This window comes from Tatumella citrea, from assembly GCF_002163585.1.
Taxonomy (GTDB): domain Bacteria; phylum Pseudomonadota; class Gammaproteobacteria; order Enterobacterales; family Enterobacteriaceae; genus Tatumella; species Tatumella citrea.
On record NZ_CP015579.1, the window covers coordinates 3,270,916 to 3,295,371 of the forward strand.

General features: G+C 50.7%; 24 protein-coding genes. 11 read left to right on the top strand and 13 right to left on the bottom strand.

Annotated elements, in window-relative coordinates:
* The first annotated feature begins 518 nt into the window (after positions 1–518).
* Both A7K98_RS15655 and A7K98_RS15660 read left to right on the top strand, forming a co-directional pair.
* Positions 519–2,024, top strand: a complete 1,506-nt coding sequence (locus tag A7K98_RS15655) for a sugar ABC transporter ATP-binding protein (protein ID WP_087489396.1) — start codon at positions 519–521, stop codon at positions 2,022–2,024.
* Entirely contained in the window at positions 2,021–3,025 is a 1,005-nt protein-coding gene (locus tag A7K98_RS15660; RefSeq protein ID WP_232461551.1) for an ABC transporter permease, read from the top strand. Before A7K98_RS15655 ends, A7K98_RS15660 begins: the two co-directional genes overlap by 4 nt.
* A gap of 51 nt (positions 3,026–3,076) precedes the next feature.
* Here A7K98_RS15660 and dinB read toward each other — a convergent pair whose 3' ends face one another.
* Positions 3,077–4,132 carry a DNA polymerase IV gene (gene dinB, locus A7K98_RS15665; RefSeq protein WP_087489397.1) on the bottom strand — a complete coding sequence of 352 codons (1,056 nt, stop codon included), beginning with the start codon at positions 4,130–4,132 and terminating at the stop codon, positions 3,077–3,079.
* 265 nt (positions 4,133–4,397) lie between these two features.
* Here dinB and dpaA point away from each other — a divergent pair, with 265 nt between their 5' ends.
* Positions 4,398–5,138 carry a peptidoglycan meso-diaminopimelic acid protein amidase gene (gene dpaA / locus A7K98_RS15670; protein ID WP_087490545.1) on the top strand — a complete coding sequence of 247 codons (741 nt, stop codon included), beginning with the start codon at positions 4,398–4,400 and terminating at the stop codon, positions 5,136–5,138.
* Here dpaA and A7K98_RS15675 read toward each other — a convergent pair.
* Both A7K98_RS15675 and lpcA read right to left on the bottom strand, forming a co-directional pair.
* Complete coding sequence (locus A7K98_RS15675) at positions 5,103–5,876, bottom strand: class II glutamine amidotransferase (RefSeq protein ID WP_087489398.1); 774 nt, start codon at positions 5,874–5,876, stop codon at positions 5,103–5,105. The genes dpaA and A7K98_RS15675 overlap by 36 nt on opposite strands.
* A 137-nt stretch (positions 5,877–6,013) precedes the next feature.
* Positions 6,014–6,592: a D-sedoheptulose 7-phosphate isomerase gene (gene lpcA, locus A7K98_RS15680; RefSeq protein ID WP_038022824.1), complete on the bottom strand. Its 579-nt coding sequence runs from the start codon at positions 6,590–6,592 to the stop codon at positions 6,014–6,016.
* 250 nt (positions 6,593–6,842) lie between these two features.
* On the opposite strand from lpcA, the gene fadE reads away from it, so the two are divergent.
* Positions 6,843–9,293 (top strand): acyl-CoA dehydrogenase FadE, encoded by a 2,451-nt coding sequence (fadE, locus tag A7K98_RS15685; RefSeq protein WP_087489399.1) that lies wholly within the window; start codon positions 6,843–6,845, stop codon positions 9,291–9,293.
* Positions 9,294–9,331: 38 nt separating this feature from the next.
* On the opposite strand, the gene mtnK is transcribed toward fadE, so the two are convergent.
* Positions 9,332–10,528 (bottom strand): S-methyl-5-thioribose kinase, encoded by a 1,197-nt coding sequence (gene mtnK / locus A7K98_RS15690; RefSeq protein ID WP_087489400.1) that lies wholly within the window; start codon positions 10,526–10,528, stop codon positions 9,332–9,334.
* Between the two features lie 113 nt (positions 10,529–10,641).
* Here mtnK and mtnA point away from each other — a divergent pair, with 113 nt between their 5' ends.
* Positions 10,642–11,673, top strand: a complete 1,032-nt coding sequence (gene mtnA, locus A7K98_RS15695; RefSeq protein ID WP_087489401.1) for an S-methyl-5-thioribose-1-phosphate isomerase — start codon at positions 10,642–10,644, stop codon at positions 11,671–11,673.
* Between the two features lie 15 nt (positions 11,674–11,688).
* On the opposite strand, the gene A7K98_RS15700 is transcribed toward mtnA, so the two are convergent.
* Together A7K98_RS15700 and mtnC are read right to left on the bottom strand one after the other, a co-directional pair.
* The gene (locus tag A7K98_RS15700; protein ID WP_087489402.1) at positions 11,689–12,231 is read right to left on the bottom strand and encodes a 1,2-dihydroxy-3-keto-5-methylthiopentene dioxygenase; all 543 of its coding nucleotides are present in this window, start codon (positions 12,229–12,231) and stop codon (positions 11,689–11,691) included.
* A gap of 1 nt (position 12,232) precedes the next feature.
* Positions 12,233–12,916 (bottom strand): acireductone synthase, encoded by a 684-nt coding sequence (gene mtnC / locus A7K98_RS15705; protein ID WP_087489403.1) that lies wholly within the window; start codon positions 12,914–12,916, stop codon positions 12,233–12,235.
* A 199-nt stretch (positions 12,917–13,115) separates the two neighbouring features.
* Here mtnC and A7K98_RS15710 point away from each other — a divergent pair, with 199 nt between their 5' ends.
* Together A7K98_RS15710 and A7K98_RS15715 are read left to right on the top strand one after the other, a co-directional pair.
* On the top strand, positions 13,116–14,276 hold the full coding sequence (locus A7K98_RS15710) for a pyridoxal phosphate-dependent aminotransferase (RefSeq protein ID WP_087489404.1): 1,161 nt from the start codon (positions 13,116–13,118) through the stop codon (positions 14,274–14,276).
* Positions 14,264–15,037 (top strand): amidohydrolase, encoded by a 774-nt coding sequence (locus tag A7K98_RS15715; RefSeq protein ID WP_087489405.1) that lies wholly within the window; start codon positions 14,264–14,266, stop codon positions 15,035–15,037. Before A7K98_RS15710 ends, A7K98_RS15715 begins: the two co-directional genes overlap by 13 nt.
* Positions 15,038–15,091: 54 nt before the next feature.
* Here A7K98_RS15715 and uraH read toward each other — a convergent pair whose 3' ends face one another.
* The 7 genes from uraH to A7K98_RS15745 form a co-directional block, all read right to left on the bottom strand.
* Entirely contained in the window at positions 15,092–15,427 is a 336-nt protein-coding gene (gene uraH / locus A7K98_RS15720) for a hydroxyisourate hydrolase (RefSeq protein ID WP_038022834.1), read from the bottom strand.
* Positions 15,424–15,918, bottom strand: a complete 495-nt coding sequence (gene uraD / locus A7K98_RS15725) for a 2-oxo-4-hydroxy-4-carboxy-5-ureidoimidazoline decarboxylase (RefSeq protein WP_087489406.1) — start codon at positions 15,916–15,918, stop codon at positions 15,424–15,426. The genes uraH and uraD overlap by 4 nt, the downstream gene beginning before the upstream one ends.
* A gap of 30 nt (positions 15,919–15,948) precedes the next feature.
* Positions 15,949–17,220, bottom strand: coding sequence for an allantoate amidohydrolase (hpxK, locus tag A7K98_RS15730; protein WP_232461552.1), 1,272 nt, complete (start codon positions 17,218–17,220; stop codon positions 15,949–15,951).
* Positions 17,213–18,457: a pyridoxal-phosphate-dependent aminotransferase family protein gene (locus A7K98_RS15735; RefSeq protein WP_087489407.1), complete on the bottom strand. Its 1,245-nt coding sequence runs from the start codon at positions 18,455–18,457 to the stop codon at positions 17,213–17,215. The genes hpxK and A7K98_RS15735 overlap by 8 nt, the downstream gene beginning before the upstream one ends.
* Before the next feature lie 23 nt (positions 18,458–18,480).
* Positions 18,481–18,648 (bottom strand): hypothetical protein, encoded by a 168-nt coding sequence (locus A7K98_RS21410; RefSeq protein ID WP_157665986.1) that lies wholly within the window; start codon positions 18,646–18,648, stop codon positions 18,481–18,483.
* Between the two features lie 252 nt (positions 18,649–18,900).
* Positions 18,901–19,686: a transporter substrate-binding domain-containing protein gene (locus tag A7K98_RS15740; RefSeq protein ID WP_087489408.1), complete on the bottom strand. Its 786-nt coding sequence runs from the start codon at positions 19,684–19,686 to the stop codon at positions 18,901–18,903.
* A gap of 186 nt (positions 19,687–19,872) precedes the next feature.
* Positions 19,873–20,712: a MurR/RpiR family transcriptional regulator gene (locus A7K98_RS15745; protein ID WP_087489409.1), complete on the bottom strand. Its 840-nt coding sequence runs from the start codon at positions 20,710–20,712 to the stop codon at positions 19,873–19,875.
* Positions 20,713–20,851: 139 nt separating this feature from the next.
* Between A7K98_RS15745 and A7K98_RS15750 the strand changes: the two genes are divergently transcribed.
* The 4 genes from A7K98_RS15750 to hpxZ are packed head-to-tail and all read left to right on the top strand — an operon-like array spanning position 20,852 to position 24,413.
* Positions 20,852–22,438 (top strand): gamma-glutamyltransferase family protein, encoded by a 1,587-nt coding sequence (locus A7K98_RS15750; protein WP_087489410.1) that lies wholly within the window; start codon positions 20,852–20,854, stop codon positions 22,436–22,438.
* A gap of 12 nt (positions 22,439–22,450) precedes the next feature.
* A complete protein-coding gene (hpxX, locus tag A7K98_RS15755) occupies positions 22,451–22,636 on the top strand; it encodes an oxalurate catabolism protein HpxX (protein ID WP_038022849.1) in 186 nt (61 codons plus the stop codon).
* A complete protein-coding gene (locus tag A7K98_RS15760) occupies positions 22,633–24,033 on the top strand; it encodes an AtzE family amidohydrolase (protein WP_087489411.1) in 1,401 nt (466 codons plus the stop codon). The genes hpxX and A7K98_RS15760 overlap by 4 nt, the downstream gene beginning before the upstream one ends.
* The gene (gene hpxZ / locus A7K98_RS15765; RefSeq protein ID WP_087489412.1) at positions 24,030–24,413 is read left to right on the top strand and encodes an oxalurate catabolism protein HpxZ; all 384 of its coding nucleotides are present in this window, start codon (positions 24,030–24,032) and stop codon (positions 24,411–24,413) included. Before A7K98_RS15760 ends, hpxZ begins: the two co-directional genes overlap by 4 nt.
* The last annotated feature ends 43 nt before the right edge of the window (positions 24,414–24,456 follow it).

The window sequence follows — 24,456 nt, forward strand, 5'->3', positions numbered from 1 at the left end:
TAGCAAATTAAATAGTCAAAAAACGGACAGCCTCGAAATTTTCATCGACTGGAAATATATCCCTGACATAACAAAACTGTTGCTTATGAAGACTCAGAAAATAACACCATTGTGTTATTTCAGAATATTGATAGCTCAAAAGCCTAATGTTAATTTTTTCGCAGTACTGTTCAGACCAATGGCGGCAATCGTTTTGCTCCTTCTCTGATCGGTCATTCAATAACTGACAGATCATTCTGCAGACGTTAGGTTTCACACTAGCCACCAGAGAATATCCACTGCGGGTTCCTGCTTTTAGGGAGTGTAACAACAGAATCTTTCACCAAATAATCCCACAAGCTTGTGATTAGACGCTAAAAATTCGTCAGTTTTGAGATAAACCGATCATTCTAATCAGACTTCTGGATGGCTAAACGTCTTTTGTGGTAGCTTATGACCCCTGTCACTCAGGAAGCGCGGATCGCAGACTTCTCAGACAGAAACCCTGTAGTCATTACTTAGCTGTGTATGGATAAATTATGGCCGATGCTCACCGCCTCGAAATGCGCAATATATCGATAAATTTCGCCGGATTTGCCGCGCTGGATAATGTTGATTTTATCCTGGAAGGGCATTCGGTACATGCTCTGACGGGCGCTAATGGTGCCGGTAAATCAACGCTGATGGCAGTGTTATCCGGTGCACACCACCATTATCAGGGCGAGATATTGCTCGACGGCCAGCCACTGGATATTCGCACACCACTTCAGGCTAAACGGGCAGGAATCCATCTGGTACAGCAAGAGGTGGATAATGGTCTTATACCGACGCTCAGTGTGGCAGAGAATATCATGCTCGATTATCTGGCTGCCCCCGGACAGATCTGTCGTTGGGGAGAAATATATCGCCAGGCCGCAACACTGTTAAAACAACTCAATGTTTCTATCGACCTGCGTCAACCGGCGGAACGATGCTCGCTGGCAGAAAAACAACAAATCCTGTTGGCCCGTGCCCTGTCTCACGAATGCCGTTTTCTGATTCTTGATGAACCCACGGCCCCACTGGATCAACATGAAAGTGAGCAGCTGTTCAGTGTGGTCCGAAATCTACAGCAGCAGGGGATCGGAATTGTTTTTATTTCCCACCGCATTCATGAATTAAAAACTATCTGCGATCAACTCACCGTGTTGCGTGACGGAAAACTGATTGAAACTACAAAGATGAATGCCCTGAGTGGTGAGCAGATCGTTGAAAAAATGATAGGACATACGCTAACTGATTTGTATCCACCGGCCCGCCCGGCACATTCCACAGAACAGTTACTGAAAGTGGAAGGCTTGCATGACAAAAAACTGCTACAGGACATCAGCCTGACACTACATAAAGGGGAGATCCTCGGTATTGCCGGGCTGGCAGGGGCAGGTAAAACCGAATTGTGCAAAGCTCTGTTTGGGGCAACCAAAAGTAAGGTGTCCCGTTATCAGTTACACGGAAAACCCTGGGCTCCCCGTTCACCTGCCGATTCAGTCGCTGCAGGCATCGCTCTGGTGCCGGAAGAGCGACGCAAAGAAGGTATTTTTATTGATGAATCGGTTGCGATGAATCTGTCTGTCAGTGCGGACGATCGCTTTTCCTCTCATGGATTTTTTAGCGTAAAGCAGTCAGTGCAATGGGCGCAGCAGATTATTAGCAAGCTTGCAGTGAAAAGCCGGGGTCCTCAACAGACATTACGCCGTTTGTCGGGGGGAAATCAGCAAAAAGTCGCCATCGGTAAATGGCTGGCCAGCCAGTCTGACATTCTGATTTTCGACGAACCAACCAAAGGCGTCGATGTTAAAGCTAAATCCGATCTTTTCTGGTTAGTCGATGAGCTTGCCAGAGAAGGCAAAGGGATTATCTATGCTTCCGGTGAATTTGCCGAGCTGGTCGGGTTATGCGATCGAATTTGTGTTCTCTGGGACGGGCGGATCGTCGCCGAACTGGAGGGAAAAAATGCCAGTGAAGAAACACTGTTACTTTATTCAACCGGAGGAACTCCTGCGTGAGCAGCACCCCTAATTCAACCTCTTCAGCGATTAGCTGGCATCACCGTTTTTTTGATTTCCTGTATAAATGGGGAATGTTACTTACTGTAGTGATCCTGCTGGCGGGTTTTGGCCTGACTGCCAACGGATTCCTGGAGCCGGATAATCTGCTGAATATCCTGCGTTCGATAGCCATCGTTACAGTGATTGCAATGGCGGTTGCGGTGTCACTAACCGTTGGTGGGTTTGATCTGTCGGTAGGTTCAACCGCATCGTTAGCCAACGCACTGGTTATTTCGATGTTTGTCTGGCACGGTTTTGGTACCACCACCGCCATCCTTATTACTCTGGCCCTGTGCCTGTTAGTCGGGTTGTTTAACAGCTTCCTGATTGTCGTTCTGCGTATACCGGACATGCTGGCAACACTGGCAACATTGTTCGTGGTACAAGGGGTTGCTATGACTTACAGCTATGGCGGTTCCATCACTCAGAATATGGTAATGCCAAGTGGTGACATGGCTGAAGGCATTATTCCGGCAAACTTCAGTGTTCTGGGTGAAATTCCGGGCATTGTAATCATCATGCTGGTCGTAACCGTCATAGCCCAGATTGGTCTTTCACTGACCAAACACGGTCGTCGGATGTATGCGTTGGGGGGTAACCCGGAAGCTGCACGACTTTCCGGTATCCGTACCACCCGTTATCGGGTTGCCGCCTACCTTCTGGCATCGTTGCTGGCCGGGCTTGGTGGCATATTACTGGCATCCCGAATCGGTTCATCTCAGGTCAACGCAGGCAGTGGTTATCTGATGGATGCTGTCGCCGCAGCCTGGATAGGTTTATCACTGGCAGGGTCAGGGAAACCGAATGCCCTGGGCACACTGATTGGGGCCATCATACTTGGTGTGCTGCAAAATGGCCTGGTGATGTTATCTGTGCCCTACTATGCAATGGACATTATTAAAGGTCTGGTGCTGGCACTGGCACTGGCGCTGACTTATTTTCGGGGGCGTCAGGGATAACTTATTTGTGCCGGCAGTGGCTGTCATTGCCGGCATGTGACCGACAAAGCATTACAGCCCCAACGGCAATTGCCGTTCGGCATAGGGGTCAGGCAATGTCACCTGTAAGCCAACCAGCCTGACGCCTCTGCCAGCCCGGCGCTCATCCCAGCTTTCCCTCGCAATCGTCAGTAGATCCTGTTTATTCAATACCGGCCAGACGTGCTCGCGGCTGGTTTGTTGAAAATCTGAAAATTTAAACTTCACCCCCTGACGGGAAATTCGCAAATCAGGACGGACTTTTTTGAGCCGGCGTTCCAGCTCAGGATAAAGCAACTCCAGAACTTCAAGACACTGCTCCCAGCGATCGATATCCTTCTCCAGCGTCGTTTCAACGCCAACCGATTTGCGCTGCCGATCGGCAATGATATCCCGCTCATCTATCCCGTGACTGCGCTCCCAAAGGACGCGGCCAAATTTTCCAAAATTTTTCAGTAACGATGACAAATCAGCCTGCCTGACATCAGCACAGGTCTTCAGGCCCATATCCGTCAATTTTTTGGCTGACACCTGCCCTACCCCGGGGATTTTCTCCAGCGGCAGTTGGCAAATAAAGGAGTCCATTTCGGCAGGGGTAATGACGAACTGGCCGTTAGGCTTATTCAGATCAGAAGCAATTTTAGCCAGAAACTTAACAGGTGCCACTCCGGCTGAAGCTGTTAATTGTAATTCCTGCCAGATAGCCTGGCGAATATCCCGGGCAATCAGCGTTGCCGAGCCATGAAACTGCGCACAGTCACTGACATCGAGATAAGCTTCGTCCAACGAGAGTGGTTCGATAAGCGAAGTATAACGGGCGAAAATTTGTCGGATATGTTCAGAAACCTGTTTATAGACATCAAAACGACCTGGCAGCAATGTTAGCTGCGGACACAGTCGTAGCGCCGTTGCTGTCGGCATAGCACTCCGGACTCCGAATTTTCGGGCCGGATAATTCGCAGTGCTAATGACACCGCGTCGTTCGCGACTGCCACCAATTGCCAGAGGGATATCCTGCAACGATGGATTATCGCGCATTTCAACGGCTGCATAAAAACAGTCCATATCAACATGAATGATTTTACGCATCTGCCAGACCCCGGTATAAACAGAGCAAGTACTGTATAAATATTCAGTTAAAATATCAACTACAGAGTATCAGTCGGCCTGTCTGCTTTTTAATCAATCGCAGAAACCTGACTGACACGACTATTGATACAAATTTATGCGTCTGTTGCTTGATAAAACTGCTGACAATGCTAATGTTGCGCTTAACCAGCGCAATGTAAGATTAATCCGTAGCGATGGTATAAAAGACAGTATTCTCTCACTCTTTGTTCAAGGTAGTAGCAGCATGCGTAAAATCGCACTTTTCCTTGCGATGCTTTTAATCCCGGCCTATTGCCTGGCGATGACCGAAACTCCGGTCTCCCCACAGCAGCCCGTCAGTAAAGAACTCAAACAACAGTTGCTGGGTACCCCGGTATTTATTCAGATCTTTAAAGAAGAACGTACACTCGATCTGTACGGCAAAATAGGTAATGAATACCGGCTGCTGAACAGTTTCCGGATCTGCGATTTTTCCGGAGGTCTTGGACCGAAAAGAGTCGAGGGAGATTTTAAAAGTCCGGAAGGATTCTATTCTGTGCAGCTTAATCAGCTAAAACCGGACAGCCATTTCTACCGCGCTATTAATATTGGTTTTCCAAATCAGTATGATCGCGAAAATGGCTATAGTGGTAACTATCTGATGATTCACGGCAACTGCGTATCGATTGGCTGCTATGCCATGACCAATGCCTATATGGATCAGATTTATACCTACGTGAATGCTGCACTGAGAAATGGCCAGTCTGAAGTTGAGGTGAATATTTTCCCGTTCCGGATGACCGACAGTAATATGCAACGCCACCGGGATTCAGCTTACTTCAGTTTCTGGAAACAGTTAAAACCAGGATATGATTATTTTCTCAAGCATAAGCAGCCGCCGAACGTGACCGTAGATAACGGGCAATATGTCCTGAATCAGAACCCGTTCAGCAACAGCTCAGAGAATGCTTCAAAGACTTTCCTGGCGCTCACCCAGACAAAATAACTGCCATTCACCTGGTGCAATCCTGTGCCAGGTTTCATTTCCCGTCAATGGCTGCGTCGCGACCACTGTCACTACGTCCTGAGGCGTAGTCTGCTGCTGAAAATCAATTTCAACATCCTGGTCAATAAGAGTGGCTTTGCCAAACGGCGCTCTGCGGGTTATCCAGTGCAGATTGGTTGAGCAGTAAGCCATCAGATAACGTCCGTCTGACAGCAGCATGTTAAACACACCCATTTTCTGCAACTCAGCAGCCAGTGTAGCAATATAGCGAAAAACAGCCGGCCAGTTTCCCGGAGTACGCGGATAACGGGTCGCAAGTTTATGCAAAATCCAGCAGAAAGCCTTTTCACTGTCGGTTTCACCCACCGGGCGAAAATTCCCGCTATCCAGTTTCTGATAACCCGTCAACTGCCCGTTATGTGCATAAGTCCAGTGACGACCCCAAAGCTCACGGGTAAACGGATGGGTATTTTCCAGCGAGACCATACCGCGATTCGCCTGGCGAATATGGGCAACCACCGAATGAGATTTGATGGGATAATCACGGACCAGACTGGCAATCGGCGAATCAATACTCGGCAGAGGATCTTTAAACGTCCTGCATCCCTTTCCTTCATAGAAAGTAATACCCCAGCCATCTTTATGTGGCCCTGTCCCGCCACCGCGCTGAACCAGCCCGGTAAAACTGAAACAGATATCAGTCGGCACATTGGCGCTCATCCCGAGCAGTTCACACATCAGTTAAAACCTCGTTAAATTCCCGTCGTCAGGCACAATATGCAACAGATAAGTAAAGGAATAGCATGCGGGCCATCCTCTGGCAAGTCGTCAGAGGTAGCCAGCCGGGGTATTTCAGCAGGTGTAGCAAGATATGATTACTTCGCCATCTCTTTTTCGATCAGCAGGATCAAAATATGGATAACTTTAATATGAATTTCCTGAATACGATCAGCAAAACCAAAGTGCGGTACACGAATTTCGACATCTGCACTGCCATCCATTTGACCACCATCTTTTCCGGTCAGAGTAATCACTTTCATCCCCTGAGCACGTGCCGCTTCAATAGCTTTGATGATATTCGCAGAATTTCCTGAAGTGGAAATACCTAACAGAACATCCCCTGCACGGCCCACGCCTTCAATATAACGTGAGAAAACATGATTATAACCGTAGTCATTACTGACACAGGAGATATGGCTGACATCTGAAATCGCAATCGCCGGGTATGCAGGACGGTTTTCCCGGTAACGGCCGGTTAATTCTTCGGCAAAATGCATCGCATCACAATGGGAACCACCGTTACCACAGGAAAGTACTTTTCCTCCGGCCTTAAAACTGTCGGCCAGCAACACAGCAGCCTGCTGAATTGCCTGAATATTGTTTTCATCTTTCAGGAAGTTGTTAAGCGTTTCTGCTGCTTCATTCAATTCTGAACGAATAATATCCTGGTACATAGGGGATGTCCTTGATCGGAAAATTAACGCCGCCAGTTTAGCCCAATCATCGGGCAGTGCAAGCCTGCGACAAGCTTATCCTGCTCAGATTGTTATCCCGGTCGCGCCAGCTCGCAAAATGTTGTCGTACAGCAGAGATTCTGTGAGATGGATTGTAATTATCATGTGAACTGATTGATAAAAAATCCCAGCTAAATTACACCATAATGACAACAGGTCAGACCTCTTACCATGAACGGAGCAGTTTACTATGATAATACTCAGTATACTTGCCACCCTGGTGCTGATTGCCGTGCTTATCGGTCGGCGCCTGACATTGCGAACTTCCAGCCTGATTCTGGCTGCCTTCGGGGTTGTACTCGCCCTGTCCGGCTTGTGGAATGCCTGGGTATTATTACCGGTATTCCTCATTCTGCTGATTCTCAATGTACCGGCGCTGCGTCAGTCACTGATCAGCCGGGCTGTCATGAGCCGGTTTAACCAGGTCATGCCGGCAATGTCCACCACAGAAAAAGAAGCCATCGATGCCGGTACCACATGGTGGGAAGGCGATTTATTCAGTGGCCGTCCTGACTGGCAAAAACTGCACAGTTACAAGCAGCCGGAACTTAGCCCGGAAGAGCAGGCATTCCTGGAGGGTCCGGTTACCGAAGCCTGTCGTATGGCCTGTGATTTTCAAATCAGCCATGAGCTGGCCGATCTTCCTCCTGAACTCTGGCAGTACCTGAAAGATCATCGCTTCTTTGCCATGATCATTAAGAAAGAGTATGGCGGTCTGGAATTTTCTGCCTATGCCCAGTCTTTGGTGTTACAAAAACTGGCCGGGGTTTCCGGTATTCTGGCAATTACCGTCGGGGTACCTAATTCTCTTGGACCAGGAGAATTGCTGCAGCATTACGGTACTGATGAACAGAAACAACACTATCTGCCGCGACTCGCGCGTGGCGAAGAGATCCCCTGCTTTGCTTTGACCAGTCCTGAAGCGGGCTCAGATGCCGGAGCTATACCAGATACAGGTGTGGTCTGCTACGGCGAATGGCAGGGTAAACAGGTGGTGGGTATGCGTCTTACCTGGAACAAACGCTACATCACCCTGGCACCAATTGCCACCGTTCTGGGCCTGGCATTCAAACTGTACGATCCTCAACATATTCTGGGTGAGACCACCAGCCTTGGGATTACCTGTGCCCTTATCCCGGTAGCCACCCCCGGGGTAGAAATTGGTCGTCGTCATTTCCCACTAAATATTCCTTTCCAGAACGGACCAACCCGCGGCAAAGATATCTTTGTCCCGCTCGATTACATCATTGGTGGTCCGAAAATGGCCGGTCAGGGATGGCGGATGCTGGTTGAATGTCTGGCGGTTGGTCGTGGAATTACTCTGCCTTCAAACTCTACCGGCAGTCTTAAAACTATTGCCCTGGCCACCGGCGCTTATGCCCGCATTCGTCGTCAGTTCCGTATTCCGATTGGAAAAATGGAAGGTATTGAAGAACCACTGGCCCGCATTGCAGGAAACAGTTATGTCATGGACGCTGCTGCATCACTGATTACTTACGGTATTGTGGCCGGGGAAAAACCTGCCGTGCTATCTGCCATCGTCAAGTATCACTGTACCGACCGTGGGCAACGCAGCATCATCGATGCCATGGATATCGCCGGGGGTAAAGGCATCATGCTGGGCAAAAGTAATTTCCTTGCCCGCGCATATCAGGGAGCACCCATCGCAATTACTGTTGAAGGGGCTAATATTCTGACCCGCAGCATGATTATCTTTGGTCAGGGGGCAATTCGCTGCCACCCGTTCCTGTTAAAAGAGATGACAGCGGCACAACAGCAGGATCTGGCCGGATTTGATGACGCTTTGTTCAGACATACCGGTCATGTTGCGGCTAACCTGCTATGCAGTCTGTGGCTGGGGATAACCCGCGGTAAAGGCAGCCGTGCTCCGGTCAGTGATGCTACCCGGGGTACCTATCAGCAACTCAACCGTCTGAGTGCTAACCTGGCATTACTGGCAGATATTTCCATGGCAGCCCTTGGAGGCAGCCTGAAACGTCGTGAGCGGACTTCTGCACGCCTTGGAGACATTCTGAGCCAGCTCTATCTGGCTTCGGCGGCGTTGAAACGTTTTCATGATGAGGGGCGTCCGCGGGAAGATTTGCCACTGGTAGAATGGGCAGTGAGTGATGCGGTAAACCGCGCGGATACCGCGATTGAAGAACTGCTACGTAACTTCCCGGTCAGATGGCTGGCGGGGGTTTTGCGGCTGTTTATCTTCCCCACCGGACGCTACAGCCAGGCACCGACTGACCGGCTGGATCATAAACTGGCTCAGATTCTGCAAACTCCGTCAGAGACCCGCTCACGCCTGGGCCGGGGACAGTATCTTGCAGCCAGTGAAAACAACCCTGCCGGGTTGGCAGAGCAGGCGTTGAACGACATTATTGCGGCAGAAAATCTGATGGACAGAGTATCACCACAGTTGAAGAAAAAACCGCAATTTGTCCGGCTGGATGAGCTGGCCGATGAAGGTCTGAAAGAGGGATGGCTGACGCATGATGACGCTGAAATTTTACGCCGTGCTGAGGTGAGTCGGTTGCAGACCATTAATGTTGACGACTTTGCCGCGGATGCACTGGCCGCAGCAAGTGATAAACCTGCGACAACCAGCGACGCTCATCCGGGAAAAGCAGCCTGAATCACTGAAATGGATCCTGCCTCAGGCAGGGTCCGTTTTCAGGCGGTCTGACGGATACGGGCAACCAGAGCATCTGCGTCCTGAATATGAGCCGCAGCAAGAATTAAGGTACGCCCCAGAGTGATAGCATGACGCAGACAATCAAGTCGCATCATATCGTCGCTTACTTCACTAATATCCGCGACATGTGACATCCCTACGGTACGCCGGATAAGTTCTGTTCCGCTGAACCCGATAGCATCCTGCCAGACTTTCTGTAAAAAACGCTCAGCATAACCGGGGACAGCCAGAGCTATATCGCGGGTCTGTTGACTACGGGATAAAAATTCTGCGCTGAAGGTCTGCCACAAAGTAACAATATCTGCCAGACGCTGCTCTCTGGCGTCAGCAGCTTCTCTGGGAGCCAGTAAACCAGGCAGACCACAATAGTTCAGTAATAAATTACCGATAGCGGTACCAATATCAAAACCCATCGGGCCGTAATAACCAAATTCGGCGTCGATAGCCTTCAGTCCGGTTTCAGTCACAAAGATGGATCCCGAATGTATATCCCCGTGCAACAACGTTTCGGCATGAGTCAGAAAGGCAAATTTCAGCTCTGCAATTCTAAGACGCAACTCACCATCGTCACGTAACGAAGCCACCAACGGCTCCAGAGCCTGCGGATAATCATTTCGTGGATGTTCGGTATAAGGATCGTTAAAGAAAAGATCTTCAGTGATCTCACACATCTCCGGGTTAATAAACTGCGCTACCCGGGCTTTCTTCTCATGAGCGTGCAGTGCAAAATCAGAACCGGAAAATAGCACACTGGCCAGATAATGCCCCAACTGTGCTGCAGCCCGGGGATAGTACCGACCCCGGACTAATTCACCGCGCCAGATTTTGTAATCAGAAAGATCTTCCATCATCATTACTGCCAGCTCTGGATCATAGTGCGTGACATTGACAGTATGCTCAGGACAGAAACGATAATGCCCGATCAGAGTTTCAGCCTCCAGCCGGGCACGATCCAGAGTCAGTGGCCACGACTCACCCACACAGCGAACATACGGCAGGGCCTGTTTGACAATAACCCGGCTAACTCCCTGTTGATCAAGAATTTTGAATACCAGATTCAGATTGCCGTCGCCAACCTCCAGCGCATCCACCAGTGTTTCCGGGTGTTTCAGACCGGAAAATTTTCTGGCATATTCCACAGCATCTGTGGCGGTGAATGTTTGGTATTGCGACATTGCCTGTATCCTCTCTGCTGATAACTTGTTATTTTAAGCCGTTCAGACGTCTACACATCCATCACGCATATTGGCATACTAACCGCCCGTTGAGCAACCCGGAAATGATAACGATGCAAAACCTGCAAACCACCAGCCTGAAAATTGTCAGTAACCAGTTATGGATCCTGGATCAGCAGGCCCTGCCTCAGGAAAAAAACTGGCTGAGTGCCCATACTACCGGTCAGTTGGTTGAGCATATTCATGCTTTACGGGTCAGAGGCGCACCGCTGATTGGCCTGTCGGCGTCACTGTTACTTGCTTTGCAGGCCGGGGCCGGAATGCCACGTAATGCTCTACAGGAATCATTACAAACCTTGCGGGCTGCGCGCCCGACAGCGGTAAATCTGATGAATAATCTTGACCGGATGTCACAGGCGCTGGCTGCTGATCAATTTGTATCAGCAATGGAGGAAGAAGCTCTGCGGCTTATCAACGAAGACCGCCAGCTATGCGACAATATTGCCGATGCCGGCGTACCGCTGGTTAAACCAGGCAGCCAACTCCTGACTCACTGTAATACTGGCGGACTGGCAACGGCCGGAGTCGGCACCGCACTCGGTGTTGTTCTGCGAGCCTGGCAGCAAGGGAAAGTGGCGAATGTCTGGGTTGGTGAGACCCGCCCGCTATTGCAGGGAGGACGTCTTACCGCATGGGAGTTGTCGGAAGCCGGAGTCCCCTGCCAGCTAATCACTGACAGCATGGCAGCAGCGCTTATGGCAGAGGGCAAAGTTGATGCTGTCTGGGTCGGGGCAGACCGGATTGCCGCCAACGGCGATGTAGCCAATAAGATCGGTACATATAGTCTGGCCGTGCTGGCCCGTCATCACGGGATTCCGTTTTATGTTGCCGCTCCACAGACTACTCTGGACCGCTTCTGTCCTTCCGGAAAACAGATTCCGATTGAACAACGTGCCGCCACCGAAGTCACCGGGGTGTCCGGCTGCTTTGGAGCGGTACAGTGGGCTCCGGAAAATATTCGGGTGCATAATCCGGCTTTCGATGTGACTCCGGCGAACCTTATCAGTGGTTGGGTACTGGACAGTGGTGTGGTAACTCCACAACAGGTGGCTGAAGGCATATTTCACCCAACCAAAACCCTGTAGCAATCACTATCCCCGTCAGGCCAGACGGGGATAACTGTCTGCTATCTTGTCACCGGTAAACCGTGCCACCCAACCTTCCGGATTATCAAAGATTCTAATCGCGGTAAAATTAGGCTCTGAACCCATATCAAACCAGTGGGCAGTTCCTGCGGGCACCGAGATCAGGTCGTTCTTTACGCACAGAATTTGATACACATGACCGTCAAGGTGCAGGCAAAATAACCCTTCCCCTTCAACAAAGAAGCGCACTTCATCTTCGCCATGAGTATGTTCTGACAGAAATTTGTCACGAAGGACCTGCTTATCGGGGTGGTTAGCCCGCATACTGATCACATCCCAGCTCTGGTAGCCTTTTTCTGCTACCAGTTTCTCTATCTCATGCTGATAGGCTTCCAGCACGCTATCCGGCGTTGGGTTATCCCCTAAATCACGGTCAGCCGCCCAGCGTTCAAACCGGACATGCTTTTCTGCCAGCTTGTCGTGAATTTCGGTGGCCTCTTCACTGTGCCAAACCGGCTGAAGAGCATCACTGTCAGTAAAAATCGTCAAAGCACTCATCTCAGATCTCCTGTGGGTTAATCTGCTCAAAACTGCTCACCTGAAGGTGAACGCTGTCGTTATCAGCATCGTCGCGGATTAACTGCCGCGTTTTCCAGCCAGCCTGCTGTGCTGCATCCAGTTCCTGGTGGATATCTGACAAGAACAGCAGCTGTCCGGCATCAATTCCCAACTGACGTGCAATATTCCGGTAAGACTCTACTTCCCGCTTGGCTCCCACATGGGTATCAAAATAACCACTGAACAGGTTATTGATATCTCCGGCATCGCTGTAACCAAATAACAGCTTTTGCGCGGCGACCGAACCAGAGGAGTAGACATAGAGTGCCAGCCCCTGCTGTTGCCAGCTTCTCAATGCCGGCAATACATCCGGGTATAAATGTCCGGTAAAACTGCCGTTCAGATAACCCTCCCGCCAGATCATCCCCTGCAATGCCTTCAGCGCAGTAGATTTACGGTCTTCATCCATAAACCGGTACAGTGCGGTAATCAGTTGCTCTCTGTCAGCAGCGGGTTGTGCCAGCTCGATTTTAAGGTCATCAAGCGCCTGAAGCACTTCTGACCGATGAATATTTTGATTAATCCATGATGCCAGGTGCTGACGTGCATAAGGAAATAACACCTGGTGGACAAAGCGGATATCACTGGTTGTTCCTTCAATATCCGTCACAATTGCTCGAATCATTCACCCTCCGCAGCATAGCTGCCTGTTGTCTGAAAAACAGACATTATTTTTTTAGGTTCAGCAACGCAAATTACTATTTAGCCATCTAAGTGTCTTGATTGCCAAATATTACCATCCTGTTTATAGTGGCATCAATAAAGGTATAACTGACAAGTGATTAATCTTTCACCCGGACAGCCGCAGATAAGGCAGAGTAATAATGACGCAGCAGACCTTCACCCCCGAAAGCAAACTCCCTGCTCTGGGAACCACCATTTTCAGTCAGATGAGTGCCCTGGCACAACAACACAACGCGATTAACCTGTCACAGGGATTTCCTGATTTCGATGGTCCGGAATATCTGCAACAGCGCCTGGCCTTGCATGTTAGCCAGGGAGCAAACCAGTATGCACCAATGACCGGAACCCAGTCGCTGCGCGAAGCTATTGCTGAAAAAACTCACCGCTGCTATGACTTTACCCCGGATGTGAATACCGATATTACGGTCACGGCCGGTGCTACCGAAGCCCTGTTTGCGGCGATCACCGCGCTGGTCAGACCGGGTGATGAAGTTATCTGTTTTGATCCAAGTTATGACAGCTATGCGCCCGCGGTAGAATTATCCGGCGGCATCCTGAAACGTATCGCATTACAGCCACCGGGATTCCGTCCGGACTGGCAGGCATTTGATCAGTTGCTGAGTGATAAAACCCGGTTAGTGATCCTCAATACCCCGCATAACCCAACAGCCACTGTCTGGCAGAGTAGCGATTTCGCCAGCCTGTGGCAGGCAATTCAGTCACGGGAAATCTATGTCCTGAGTGACGAGGTTTACGAGCATATCTGTTTTGCACCTGCCGGACATGTCAGCCTGCTACAGCACCCACAATTACGTGAGCGCGGAATTGCGGTATCGTCTTTTGGTAAAACATTCCACATGACTGGCTGGAAAGTAGGTTACTGCGTGGCTCCTGCTGGTATTTCAGCCGAAATTCGCAAGGTTCACCAGTTCCTGACCTTTGCCGTAAATACCCCGGCGCAGCTGGCACTGGCGGATATGCTGCGTCAGGAACCGGAGCATTATCTGGAATTACCAGAGTTTTACCGCAGCCGCCGTGATTTCCTGACCAATGCACTGCAGAACAGCCGTTTTAAAGTTCTGCCGTGTGAAGGAACCTACTTCCTGCTACTCGATTACAGTGCAATATCAGACATGGATGATGTGAATTTCTGCCTGTGGCTGACCAAAGAAGTCGGTGTTGCAGCCATTCCGTTATCGGTGTTTTGTGCCGGTGAATTTCCTCACAAGCTGGTCCGTCTCTGTTTTGCTAAGCAGGAATCCACATTGCAGGCCGCTGCGGAGAAATTATGTCAGATCTAAAAGTCGCGCTATTACAGCAACCCCTGGTCTGGATGGATGGTGAAGCCAACTTTCGCCATTTTGAACAGGCTCTGAACGAAGTCTCCGAAGCCGATTTGATTCTGCTGCCAGAGATGTTCACGACCGGTTTTGCTATGGAAGCGGCTAAAAGTTCACTGCCTGAGCCGGTAGTCATTGAGTGGTTACATGCTCAGGCTAGCCGTTTTCAGGCCCTGGTGGGGGGAAGTGTTGCACTACAAACTCCGGAAGGCGCAGTGAACCGTTTTCTGCTGGTTACCCCGGAAGGTGAGGTTCATCGTTATGATAAACGTCACCTGTTCCGGATGGGGGATGAACATCACTATTATCAGGCTGGTCAGCAGCGGGTGATCGTTGAGTGGCGTGGCTGGCGGATTCTGCCACAAGTCTGCTATGACCTGCGTTTCCCGGTTTTTTCACGTAATCGTAATGATTATGATCTGGCACTGTATATCGCCAGCTGGCCGGCACCACGTAGTCTGCACTGGCAGGCACTGTTGCTCGCCAGAGCTATCGAGAATCAGGCTTACGTGATGGGTTGTAACCGTGTAGGGGATGATGCGAATAACCACAGCTACAGTGGTGACAGCAGAATCATCAGCCCGACAGGTGAGCTGCTGGTTACATTACCGGCCAGTCAACCCGCGGTTGCTCAGGCAGTTCTGTCACTGAGTGAGTTACAGGCCTATCGCGAGCGTTTTCCGGCCTGGCGTGATGCTGACGATTTTACTCTTGATCTGTAAATATCACTGACAGCTGGCTGTGATGATTTTCCACAGCCAGCTGTCAGACTGATATCAGCTACCGCGATAGGTTGACCATGACCATGGTGTAATCAAAAATGGCAGATGGTAATGGCTGCCTGCTTCAGGGATCAAAAAATCAATCTGTGCCGTCAGGTACAATGACTGTCGTCCGGTCACCGCAAAATAGTCACCAATTTCTGCAGTCAGTCGGTAATGTCCCGGAGTTACTGGTTCCGTTGTCAGTGATTTCAGTCGCCCGTCATTGTCCGTTTTCCCCTGTCCTGTCAACGACCAACCTTCAGGTGATTGCTGCTCCAGAGTAATTCTGACATCGCGGGCGGGTTTGCCGAGCGCTGTATCCAGAATATGGGTGGTGATAGTGCTCATGAAAAGATCTCCTGCAAACGCAACAACGTAATCTCCCGCAGTTGCTGAATGCTTTCCTGTATCTCAGTGGTGTCATTATTATTCAGACGTTGCTCCAGGCAAGCCAGAATATCCTGTGGGCTGCGCCCTTTGGCCCTGATCAAAAAGATACGACCGAACCGTTGTTCATAGGCTCGGTTTCCCTCTGACATCTGTTGTTTTATCTGACTATCTGCTGAGAGTACAGCAGACTGTTCAGAACGTGATGCCGTAGCATGCGACTGACTGCCGGTAGCTTTTTCACCAATCCGCGGATGGGCACTCAGTGCCTGCAGCAGTTCCGTCTCCTGCCAGTTTTCTGTCAGCGACCGTGCAACCTCCATTAACTGAGTGGCTGAATCAAACGGTCTGGCTGCCACCAGCTGTTGCTGCCAGCTTTCTATTGCAACACAGGCTTCAATGGCAGCTTTAGCTTCTGATAGCGAAAGGTGATTAAACTGGACGATATTCATCAGACAACACTTCTCCGTATAATCAATAGCTCAGGCAGCAGACTTATGCTGGTCAGCAACCCGCTGAATCGCCAGCAGGTAAGCACGAATAGCCAAAGCCACATCTTCCGGGGTGACTGACTCAGCCGGGTGATGGCTGATACCGCCGGCACAACGAACAAACAGCATCGCAACCGGCCAGCATTCAGCAATCGCAATTGCATCATGCCCCGCACCGCTGGGAAGTAACATTGATTGCCCCTGAACTTCAGTAACCGCATCGGTAAATGCCTGTTGCAGCCCTTCATCACAAGCAGTTGCCGGAATTCCATAGAACTCTTCAGCGCTGAACTGTAATCCACGACGCAGGGCAATTTGTTTCCCCTGTTCAAGTAACGTTTCCAGCAGCGCGGCCAGAGGCTCGTCCTGCGGTCCGCGAATATCCAGCGACAGTTTCGCTTCTCCGGCAATCACATTAACAGCCCCGGGAGCACAGGAAATGGTACCAACCGTGGCCACCAGCTGAGAACCGCGCTGTTGAGTACAGCTTTCAATAAAAACCATCCACTCTGCTGCCGCCGCCAAAGCATCTTTCCGGTGAGTCATCGGAACTGTGCCCGCGTGTCCGGCAAGCCCGGTAAAGCGGCAATTCAGACGTCTGGCTCCATTGATGGCAGTCACTACCCCGAGTGCCAGTCCGGCATCTTCCAGGCAAGGTCCCTGCTCAATATGCAACTCCAGATAAGCCGCGATTTCTTCAGGCCGGCGTGCAGCCTGGCCTATTTTCGCCACATCCAGCCCGCAGGCTTGCATAGCCTGAGCGACCGTAATTCCTTCGGCATCCGGATGATTCGCCCAGGATTCCAGCCAACGCCCGGTGATCCCTTTGCTCCCCAGTAAAGTAATACCAAACCGGGTGCCTTCTTCATCGGCAAAACCAACCACTTCAACAGCCACCGGCAAGCGGATGTTTTGCTGGTGAAGCCAGCTAACAGTTTCAATGGCAGTGAGTACTCCCAGCGGGCCATCATAACGACCTGCATTTCTGACACTATCCAGGTGGGAGCCCAACAGGATTGCCGGAGCATTGGCCGTCTGACCTTCATAACGACCGCAAATATTTCCTACCTCGTCCTGCCATGTCCGCATTCCTGCCGCCTGCATCCATTCAGCTACCTGTTGGTTGGCACGCAAATGCTCAGGCGACAAATAAACGCGGGTGAGCTGCCCCTGCGTTTCACTGATGCTTGCCAGTTCATCGCTACGGGTCATCACACGGTTGCCAGCCTGCTGCGCCTGAACAGGGCTCATACCGTTATCCATGATTGCCTTCCGTCTGATAATGATCCCAGGCGGCCTGCATCGCTGCCCCCTGGACTGTGCTGAATTTTAGCTGGTTAAGCACTGCTTCCAGAGCAGTCAGCGTCTGTAACACACACTGCTTACGGGCGTTATAGCCCATGGTGCCAATGCGCCAGACTTTACCGTGCAGCGGCCCAAATGAAGTGCCGATTTCAATACCAAAATCGTTCAGCATCATGCTGCGAACCTGATCACCATTCACCTGTTGTGGGATGATAACCCCCAGCACATTATTCATTTTGTGGCTGATATCACCGAATACCTGTAATCCCATGGCCTGAATGCCTTTCAGCATGGCATCACCGTGTAGTTTATGCCGGGCAATACCCGCTTCCACACCTTCTTTCAGGATAATTTGCGCACATTCACGGGCGGCAAATAATGCACTGGTTGCTTCGGTATGATGATTCAACCGTTCAGGTCCCCAGTAATCCATGATCATCCCCAGATCAAAATAGTTGGAATAGATCATTTCCTCATCGCCGTCCTGGTGATCGGCAGTGCGGATCCCCTGCTCTACCCGCTTGCGCTGCCGAATAACAGCTTCCATCGCCGGACTAAGAGTCACGGGAGATGTCCCGGAAGGTCCTCCCAGGCACTTTTGCATCCCGGCAGAAACCGCATCCAGCCCCCATGCATCGGTCTCCAGTACGTTGCCTCCCAGTGATGCCGTTGCATCGGTATAGAACAGCACGTCATATTTACGGCAAATCGCCCCCAGCTCATTCAGAGGTTGTAGCATGGTAGTGGAGGTATCACCTTGTACGGTCAACAGCATACGTGGCCTGATCTGGCGAATGGCATCTTCAATCTGATCGGCGGTAAAGACTTCACCCCACGGAACCTCAATGGTATGAACTTCTGCGCGACAGCGGTGAGCTATCTCACACAACAGATGCCCGAACCGACCGAATACAGGAACCAGCACTTTATCGCCAGGCTTAATGGCTGAGATTAATATCGCTTCAATTCCGGCACGGGAAGTCCCGTTAAGGAGCATGGTCCACTGATTTTGGGTACAAAATACGCCACGGTACAGCGCCATCACCTCATTCATATAGCCAGTCATCGCCGGATCATACTGACCAAGTAACTGGCTGGACATTGCCCGCAATACCTGAGGATAAGCGTTAATCGGGCCCGGGCCCATCAGCAAGCGTTGTGGTGGATTTAAGGGTGAAAACTGGCTGAGTTCCATAACTCGTTCCTTTGAAATTGAGGTTACAAATGAACCGACGAGATAAATTGTCTAAATCCGGTCACCAGCGACTGCGCGAATAGCATTTTGCGGTTGCCTGGCACCGGAATTTTTACCTGATGCATAAACACTGCCCGGTTACGGATATTTGTGGCGAAACTTATCTCATCAGTGACCAGGGTAAGTGTCATTCTCTCAGTGATGTTTTGTTCAGGGACCCGCAAACTTAGCCTGTCAGCTCCGGGTCCGGCGTGGAGACAATGTCATCATCTGACAGCGCATCCGGGGTTATCACCAGAATCGTGGTGAAGGTGACCCGACATTGCTGCCTCCCGTACAGACCAGCACGGGAATAATGAATACGCTCTTCAATAATTCGCAGATAAGTGGCTGGTGATAACGCCTGGATTCCCGAAAATTTAGGTGTCAGGCCACAGCAGCACTTACTTACCTAAATCAGCCGGTAACGGTGCTTTCATCCATTTTTCTGACAACTGATTTAAAGTGCCATCTTTAATCCCCTGAGCAATCAGAGTATTTACTTCCTGTTTCAGAGCCGGTTCGTCTTTTCTCAGGCCGATATAGCAGGGAGAATCTTTGAGCATAAACTGGGCAACGGGGGCATCAGAAGGATGCTGACGAGCGATAGCTGCAATCACCAGATTACCGGTTGCGACATACTGAACATGGCCGGAAAGGTAGGCCGAGAGAGTGGTATTATTATCTTCATAACGCTGAATATTGGCGTCTTTTGGGGCGATACCGGTCAGAACCAAATCTTCCACCGCACCACGGGTCACACCAATGGTTTTGCCACTCAGGGCTGACACATCTTTCAGCGTCTCACCTTTAGGCCCGAAAACTCCCAGGAAGAAAGGTGCATAGGCACTACTGAAATCAATCACCTTCTCACGTTCAGCATTTTTTCCCAGACTGGAAATCACTAAATCAACTTTGTCAGTCTGCAAATAAGCCACGCGGTTAGCACTACTCACCGGCACCATTTGTAACTTTAGTTTCATTTGTTTCGCCAGGTATCTGGCCATATCAATATCATAGCCTTGCGGCTGGAGATCTGTACCGACAGAACCAAAAGGAGCAAAATCCTGTGGTACTGCAATCCGGATAACACCTCTTTTCTGGATATCCTGCCACTGATCAGCAAGGGCCAGACTGGTCTGAGCGGCCAGTAAAGCCATTCCTGCAAATACCATCATCAACTTTTTCATATTTTCCTCTGGCCTTAAGTGAAACAAAAGATTCTTATGAATTAATGTTTGCAACTAATGTGCCAGAAGCACAAACAAAAAAATTTGTTTAAAACCAGTATAGTTAAACTAAAAGCTGAATTACCCGTCATCCTTCAGTGCATTAATATGCACAAAAATAATGCAATGCACCATAACTGCGCCCCATTAACGTCTCTCCAGTTCATCCAGTTGCTGGTACAAATCAGCGATCTGATGAATTCGTTGCCGCCCTTCGGTCAGCATTTCATGCAGTAAGGCATTGGACAGCAGATTGACCAGACTCATCGCCGCACTGTAGCTATCAAAGGCTGATACGCTTTCCAGAGGGGTTGCCAGCTGCCACCGTGCCAGTTCCTGTAACCCTGGCACCTGGGGCTCACTTAACAGTACTGTCGGGACAAACTGGCGTTGCAGCTGTTCCAGCACCAGCCTGATAATGGCCGGCCGCCGGCGAAACCCTACGACAATTACAACATCCTCATTATTCAGGTCAGCCAGCTCCTCTGACAATGTCTGACCCGGTGACGGTAATAAAGAGACCTGGTTACGAACCTGCATCAGTTGCAGGCGCAGATGCATCGCCACCGGATAAGAGTTACGTAATCCGATAATCACCACCCGCTTTGACTGGCTAAGCGACTGAATTATTTCGGTAAACTGCTGAGCATCAATGGCATTCGTCCAGTACGTCAGATTCGCCATTTCCTGCTTATAATGCCGCGCAAGTAAGGTATTTCCCTGTACTGCATCGCGATTGTCTGTCAGAGGCATGCCGGACTGGCGTAATGTCCTGAGTTCGTCATGCATATCTTTATATTTTTCATAGCCCAGCCGTTTGAATAACCGACTGACTGTCGCTTTTGAAACCCCACTCAGTCTGGCCAGTTCGGCGCTGTTGTAACTGATCAAATCATCGAAGTGATCAAAAACAAAATCAGCAACCCGTTTTTCCCGCGGGGACAACCGGGCGTAATGGCTTTCCAGCCGTTGATCAAGTTGTTTCATCATCACTCCTGCAACGTTTGTTACAGCAAAAGCTAGCACAATTCGATCCATTGTTATGCGTGGCCAACGAAAATTCAGCAAAACGGAACAAAAATTGCTAGGGAAGGGGTATCTCAGCAAGTCCCGTATTGAGGAACTCATGAATCAAAGCAATATGGCTCCTAATGGTATGGCGGTCACGCCCCACCATCTGGCCAGCGAAAGTGCTCTGGCAGTATTACGCCGCGGTGGCAACGCCATTGAAGCAATGGTTGCCGCAGCCGCGACCATCGCGGTGGTCTATCCGCATATGAATGGCCTGGGCGGTGACAGTTTCTGGCTGATAGTCCCACCGGAAGGACAACCTCAGGCAATCGACGCCAGCGGCGCCGCTGGTAGTCTGGCATCAGCTGAATTTTATGCCGGAATGGACAGCATCCCTTACCGGGGCCCAAAAGCAGCACTCACCGTCGCCGGCACCGTCAGTGGCTGGCAGGAAGCGCTGTCTGTTTCTGAAGAACTAGGCTTCGCACCCGCTTCTGTCGGAGATTTACTGGGAGATGCGATCCGCTACGCAACCGACGGTATTCCGGTTTCACAGTCACAGGCCGCCGCCAGTTCAGCCAAGCTCAACGAATTGCAGCACCAACCTGGTTTTGCTGAGACCTACCTGCCCGGAGGGCAGATACCGCAAGCTGGCAGCCGTTTTAAGCAAACTGCGCTGGCCTCTACACTGAAAATGCTTGCAGACCAGGGGCTCGACAGTTTTTATCGCGGCCCGCTGGCCGATAAAATTGCACAAGGAATGGCTGAACTGGGTATGCCGGTGACGCTGCAGGATTTACAGCAACATCGTGCCCGCCGCAGAACACCGCTGGAACTACAGCACAGTACAGGCACACTTTACAATCTGACCCCACCGACCCAGGGATTGGTTTCTCTGGCTATTGCAGGGATCACCGACCGGCTGGATATGCCGGCAGCCGATGAAGTCGGAAGTATCCACCGGATTGTAGAAGCCACTAAACAGGCTTTCAGTCTGCGGGATAAATACCTCACCGACCCCGGGGAAATGACCATTGACGCGCAAAGTTTGCTGAATGACGACACGCTCGATCAGCTCACTGCACGGATTGATCTGACCAAAGCTGCCCTGACAGAAGGTCAGCGAAATCCCGGAGATACGGTGTGGATGGGGATAATTGATAGCCAGGGTATGGCCGTATCATTTATTCAAAGTCTTTATCATGAGTTTGGCAGCGGTGTGGTGATCCCTGACACCGGACTTATCTGGCAGAACCGCGGAGCCTCTTTTACCCTGAAACCTAATCAGTTACTGAGTCTGGCGCCCGGCAAACAGCCTTTCCACACTCTGAATCCGGCTGCAGCACGTCTGAATGATGGCCGTGTTATGGTCTATGGTTCGATGGGAGGAGATGGTCAACCACAAACCCAGGCTACCCTGTTTACCCGCCATATTCAGCAGAATATCCCTTTACAGCAGGCTATTTCGGCCCCTCGCTGGTTACTTGGCCGCACCTGGGGACAATCCTCAGAATCTCTAAAACTCGAAGGCCGTTTCAGTGAAACCGTGATTAAGGCTCTGAAAGAAATGGGTCACGACGTCGAAATTCTTGAAGATTATAGCGAAGCCGTCGGCCATGCCGGTGCCATCGTACGGCATAGTAATGGCATGCTCGAAGGTGCCTATGACCCACGTAGCAACGGTAGCGCCGCTGGTTTCTGAGGAGAATACCCAATGACACAACCCGTCGAATGGTCAGAATATCTGGCACATATGGAAAAGATTTTAGATCTTGAACTGAACGAAGAAAGACGTGCTGAATTACTGGTACAGATCACCCGTATTGCCGGTATGGCACAACCTCTGATGGATTATCCGCTGGATGACCGTCTGGAAATTGCAGGGGTTTACCGGTTATGAATCTGAACGAAATGACTATCAGCGCACTGCAACAGGCCCGGTTACGTGGAGAAGTCAGCGCCCGTGAAATCGCCAGCCATACGCTGCAATTAATCGCTGAATATAACCCGCAAATTAATGCCTGGACGGAAGTGACTGGCGAACGCATGTTGCAGGAAGCCGACCAGGTTGATAAACAACAGCAGCAAGGAAACCACGGAGGCCCGCTGAGTGGCATTCCGTATGCAGTTAAGAATCTGTTTGATGTAAAAGGATATTCCACCGTCGCGGGCGCCAGACTGTTTGCCGGACGAACACCGGCAACAGAAGATGCATATGCGGTGACCCGACTCAGCCAGTCCGGTGCATTGCTTTCCGGCATGCTAAATATGGATGCCTACGCTTATGGCTTCACCACAGAAAACAGCCATTATGGCCCATGTCATAATCCGCGTGATTTACAGCGTATTGCCGGGGGATCCTCCGGCGGCTCAGCGGCTGCCGTCGCGGCAGGACTGATCCCATTTTCATTAGGCACTGATACCAATGGTTCTATCAGGGTTCCGGCATCGTTATGTGGGATATTTGGTCTGAAACCAACTTATGGTCGCCTGTCCCGTCAGGGTTCACATCCTTTCGTTGCCAGCCTGGATCATATCGGCCCCTTTGCCCGTAACGTTGAAGACCTGGCATTAGTCTATGACTGTCTGCAAGGTCAGGACCCGAATGATGCATTCCAGTCTCCGAGAGCGGCTGAACCGGTTCTCTCTCATACCGCACCTGTCAGACCACTCAGAGTGGGCGTACTGGGGGGTTACTTTTCACAATGGTGTGATGATGAAGCACGACAGGCAGTTGCTGTTGTGGCAAAAGCGCTGAATGCCAGCTGTGAAATTGTGTGGGAAGATGCTGCGCTGGCCCGTTCTGCCGCGTTTATTATCAGTGCCAGTGAAGGCGGTAATCAGTATCTGCCAGCACTGCGTGAACATCCGGAGTTGTTTGAAATTCACTCACGGGAAAGATTGCTGGCAGGGGCAATGTTGCCAGGCAGTTGGTATGTTCAGGCTCAGCGTTTTCGCCGCCATTTCAGCCAGCAGACTCTCCCGGTATTTGATGATGTTGATATTCTGCTGGCCCCGGCAACCCCTTGCAGCGCAACGGTGATCAATCAGGAAACTATGCTGATTAATCAACAACAGCTGCCGGTTCGTGCCAACATGGGTATGCTGACGCAACCCATTTCCTTCTTAGGATTGCCGGTGTGTACCGTCCCGTTACCAGCGGCTAACGGCCTCTCCGTTGGAGTACAGATTATTGCGGCTCCGTTTAAAGAAGCTCATGCCCTGCAGGCCGCCAGAATACTGGAACAGCAACAGATAACCCTGCCACCCTTTACTCTCAGGAATAACGCTGAATGACCACGCCAGTTATCAATGCACCGGAAGTTTTAGAAGAGGTTACCGCTCAGTTTTATCGCTACGAAAAAGCACTGACCGGGAATGATATTGACGTGCTGGATGAACTGTTCTGGCACAGCTCATTTACGGTACGTCTCGGGGCCGGTGAAAACCTTTATGGTATTGAACAGATCCAGGCGTTTCGCGCTGCCCGACCATCGGCAGGGCTGGATCGGACACTACGCAATACTGTTATCACCACCTATGGCAATGATTTTGCAGTATGTAGCACTGAATTTACCCGTGCCAATACCGACAAAATCGGTCGTCAGCAGCAGAGCTGGGTACGTTTCCCCGAAGGCTGGAGGATTGTTGCTGCTCAGGTCAGTCTGATGTCATAAATGATTGCCCCCGGTCTGCCGGGGGCGCTAGCGGAATAGCAAG

Bases quoted from the DNA above. Each gene is read 5' to 3' on its own strand.
- lpcA (WP_038022824.1), bottom strand. From the start codon at position 6,592: ATGTACCAGGATATTATTCGTTCAGAATTGAATGAAGCAGCAGAAACG.
- mtnK (WP_087489400.1), bottom strand. From the start codon at position 10,528: ATGTCGCAATACCAAACATTCACCGCCACAGATGCTGTGGAATATGCC.
- A7K98_RS15760 (WP_087489411.1), top strand. From the start codon at position 22,633: ATGAATCTGAACGAAATGACTATCAGCGCACTGCAACAGGCCCGGTTA.
- A7K98_RS15675 (WP_087489398.1), bottom strand. From the start codon at position 5,876: ATGTGTGAACTGCTCGGGATGAGCGCCAATGTGCCGACTGATATCTGT.
- A7K98_RS21410 (WP_157665986.1), bottom strand. From the start codon at position 18,648: ATGACACTTACCCTGGTCACTGATGAGATAAGTTTCGCCACAAATATC.
- A7K98_RS15750 (WP_087489410.1), top strand. From the start codon at position 20,852: ATGAATCAAAGCAATATGGCTCCTAATGGTATGGCGGTCACGCCCCAC.
- dpaA (WP_087490545.1), top strand. From the start codon at position 4,398: ATGCGTAAAATCGCACTTTTCCTTGCGATGCTTTTAATCCCGGCCTAT.
- dinB (WP_087489397.1), bottom strand. From the start codon at position 4,132: ATGCGTAAAATCATTCATGTTGATATGGACTGTTTTTATGCAGCCGTT.
- A7K98_RS15700 (WP_087489402.1), bottom strand. From the start codon at position 12,231: ATGAGTGCTTTGACGATTTTTACTGACAGTGATGCTCTTCAGCCGGTT.
- uraH (WP_038022834.1), bottom strand. From the start codon at position 15,427: ATGAGCACTATCACCACCCATATTCTGGATACAGCGCTCGGCAAACCC.
- hpxZ (WP_087489412.1), top strand. From the start codon at position 24,030: ATGACCACGCCAGTTATCAATGCACCGGAAGTTTTAGAAGAGGTTACC.
- A7K98_RS15735 (WP_087489407.1), bottom strand. From the start codon at position 18,457: ATGGAACTCAGCCAGTTTTCACCCTTAAATCCACCACAACGCTTGCTG.
- fadE (WP_087489399.1), top strand. From the start codon at position 6,843: ATGATAATACTCAGTATACTTGCCACCCTGGTGCTGATTGCCGTGCTT.
- A7K98_RS15655 (WP_087489396.1), top strand. From the start codon at position 519: ATGGCCGATGCTCACCGCCTCGAAATGCGCAATATATCGATAAATTTC.
- A7K98_RS15745 (WP_087489409.1), bottom strand. From the start codon at position 20,712: ATGAAACAACTTGATCAACGGCTGGAAAGCCATTACGCCCGGTTGTCC.
- hpxK (WP_232461552.1), bottom strand. From the start codon at position 17,220: ATGGATAACGGTATGAGCCCTGTTCAGGCGCAGCAGGCTGGCAACCGT.
- mtnC (WP_087489403.1), bottom strand. From the start codon at position 12,916: ATGATTCGAGCAATTGTGACGGATATTGAAGGAACAACCAGTGATATC.
- A7K98_RS15740 (WP_087489408.1), bottom strand. From the start codon at position 19,686: ATGAAAAAGTTGATGATGGTATTTGCAGGAATGGCTTTACTGGCCGCT.
- hpxX (WP_038022849.1), top strand. From the start codon at position 22,451: ATGACACAACCCGTCGAATGGTCAGAATATCTGGCACATATGGAAAAG.
- mtnA (WP_087489401.1), top strand. From the start codon at position 10,642: ATGCAAAACCTGCAAACCACCAGCCTGAAAATTGTCAGTAACCAGTTA.
- A7K98_RS15715 (WP_087489405.1), top strand. From the start codon at position 14,264: ATGTCAGATCTAAAAGTCGCGCTATTACAGCAACCCCTGGTCTGGATG.
- uraD (WP_087489406.1), bottom strand. From the start codon at position 15,918: ATGAATATCGTCCAGTTTAATCACCTTTCGCTATCAGAAGCTAAAGCT.
- A7K98_RS15710 (WP_087489404.1), top strand. From the start codon at position 13,116: ATGACGCAGCAGACCTTCACCCCCGAAAGCAAACTCCCTGCTCTGGGA.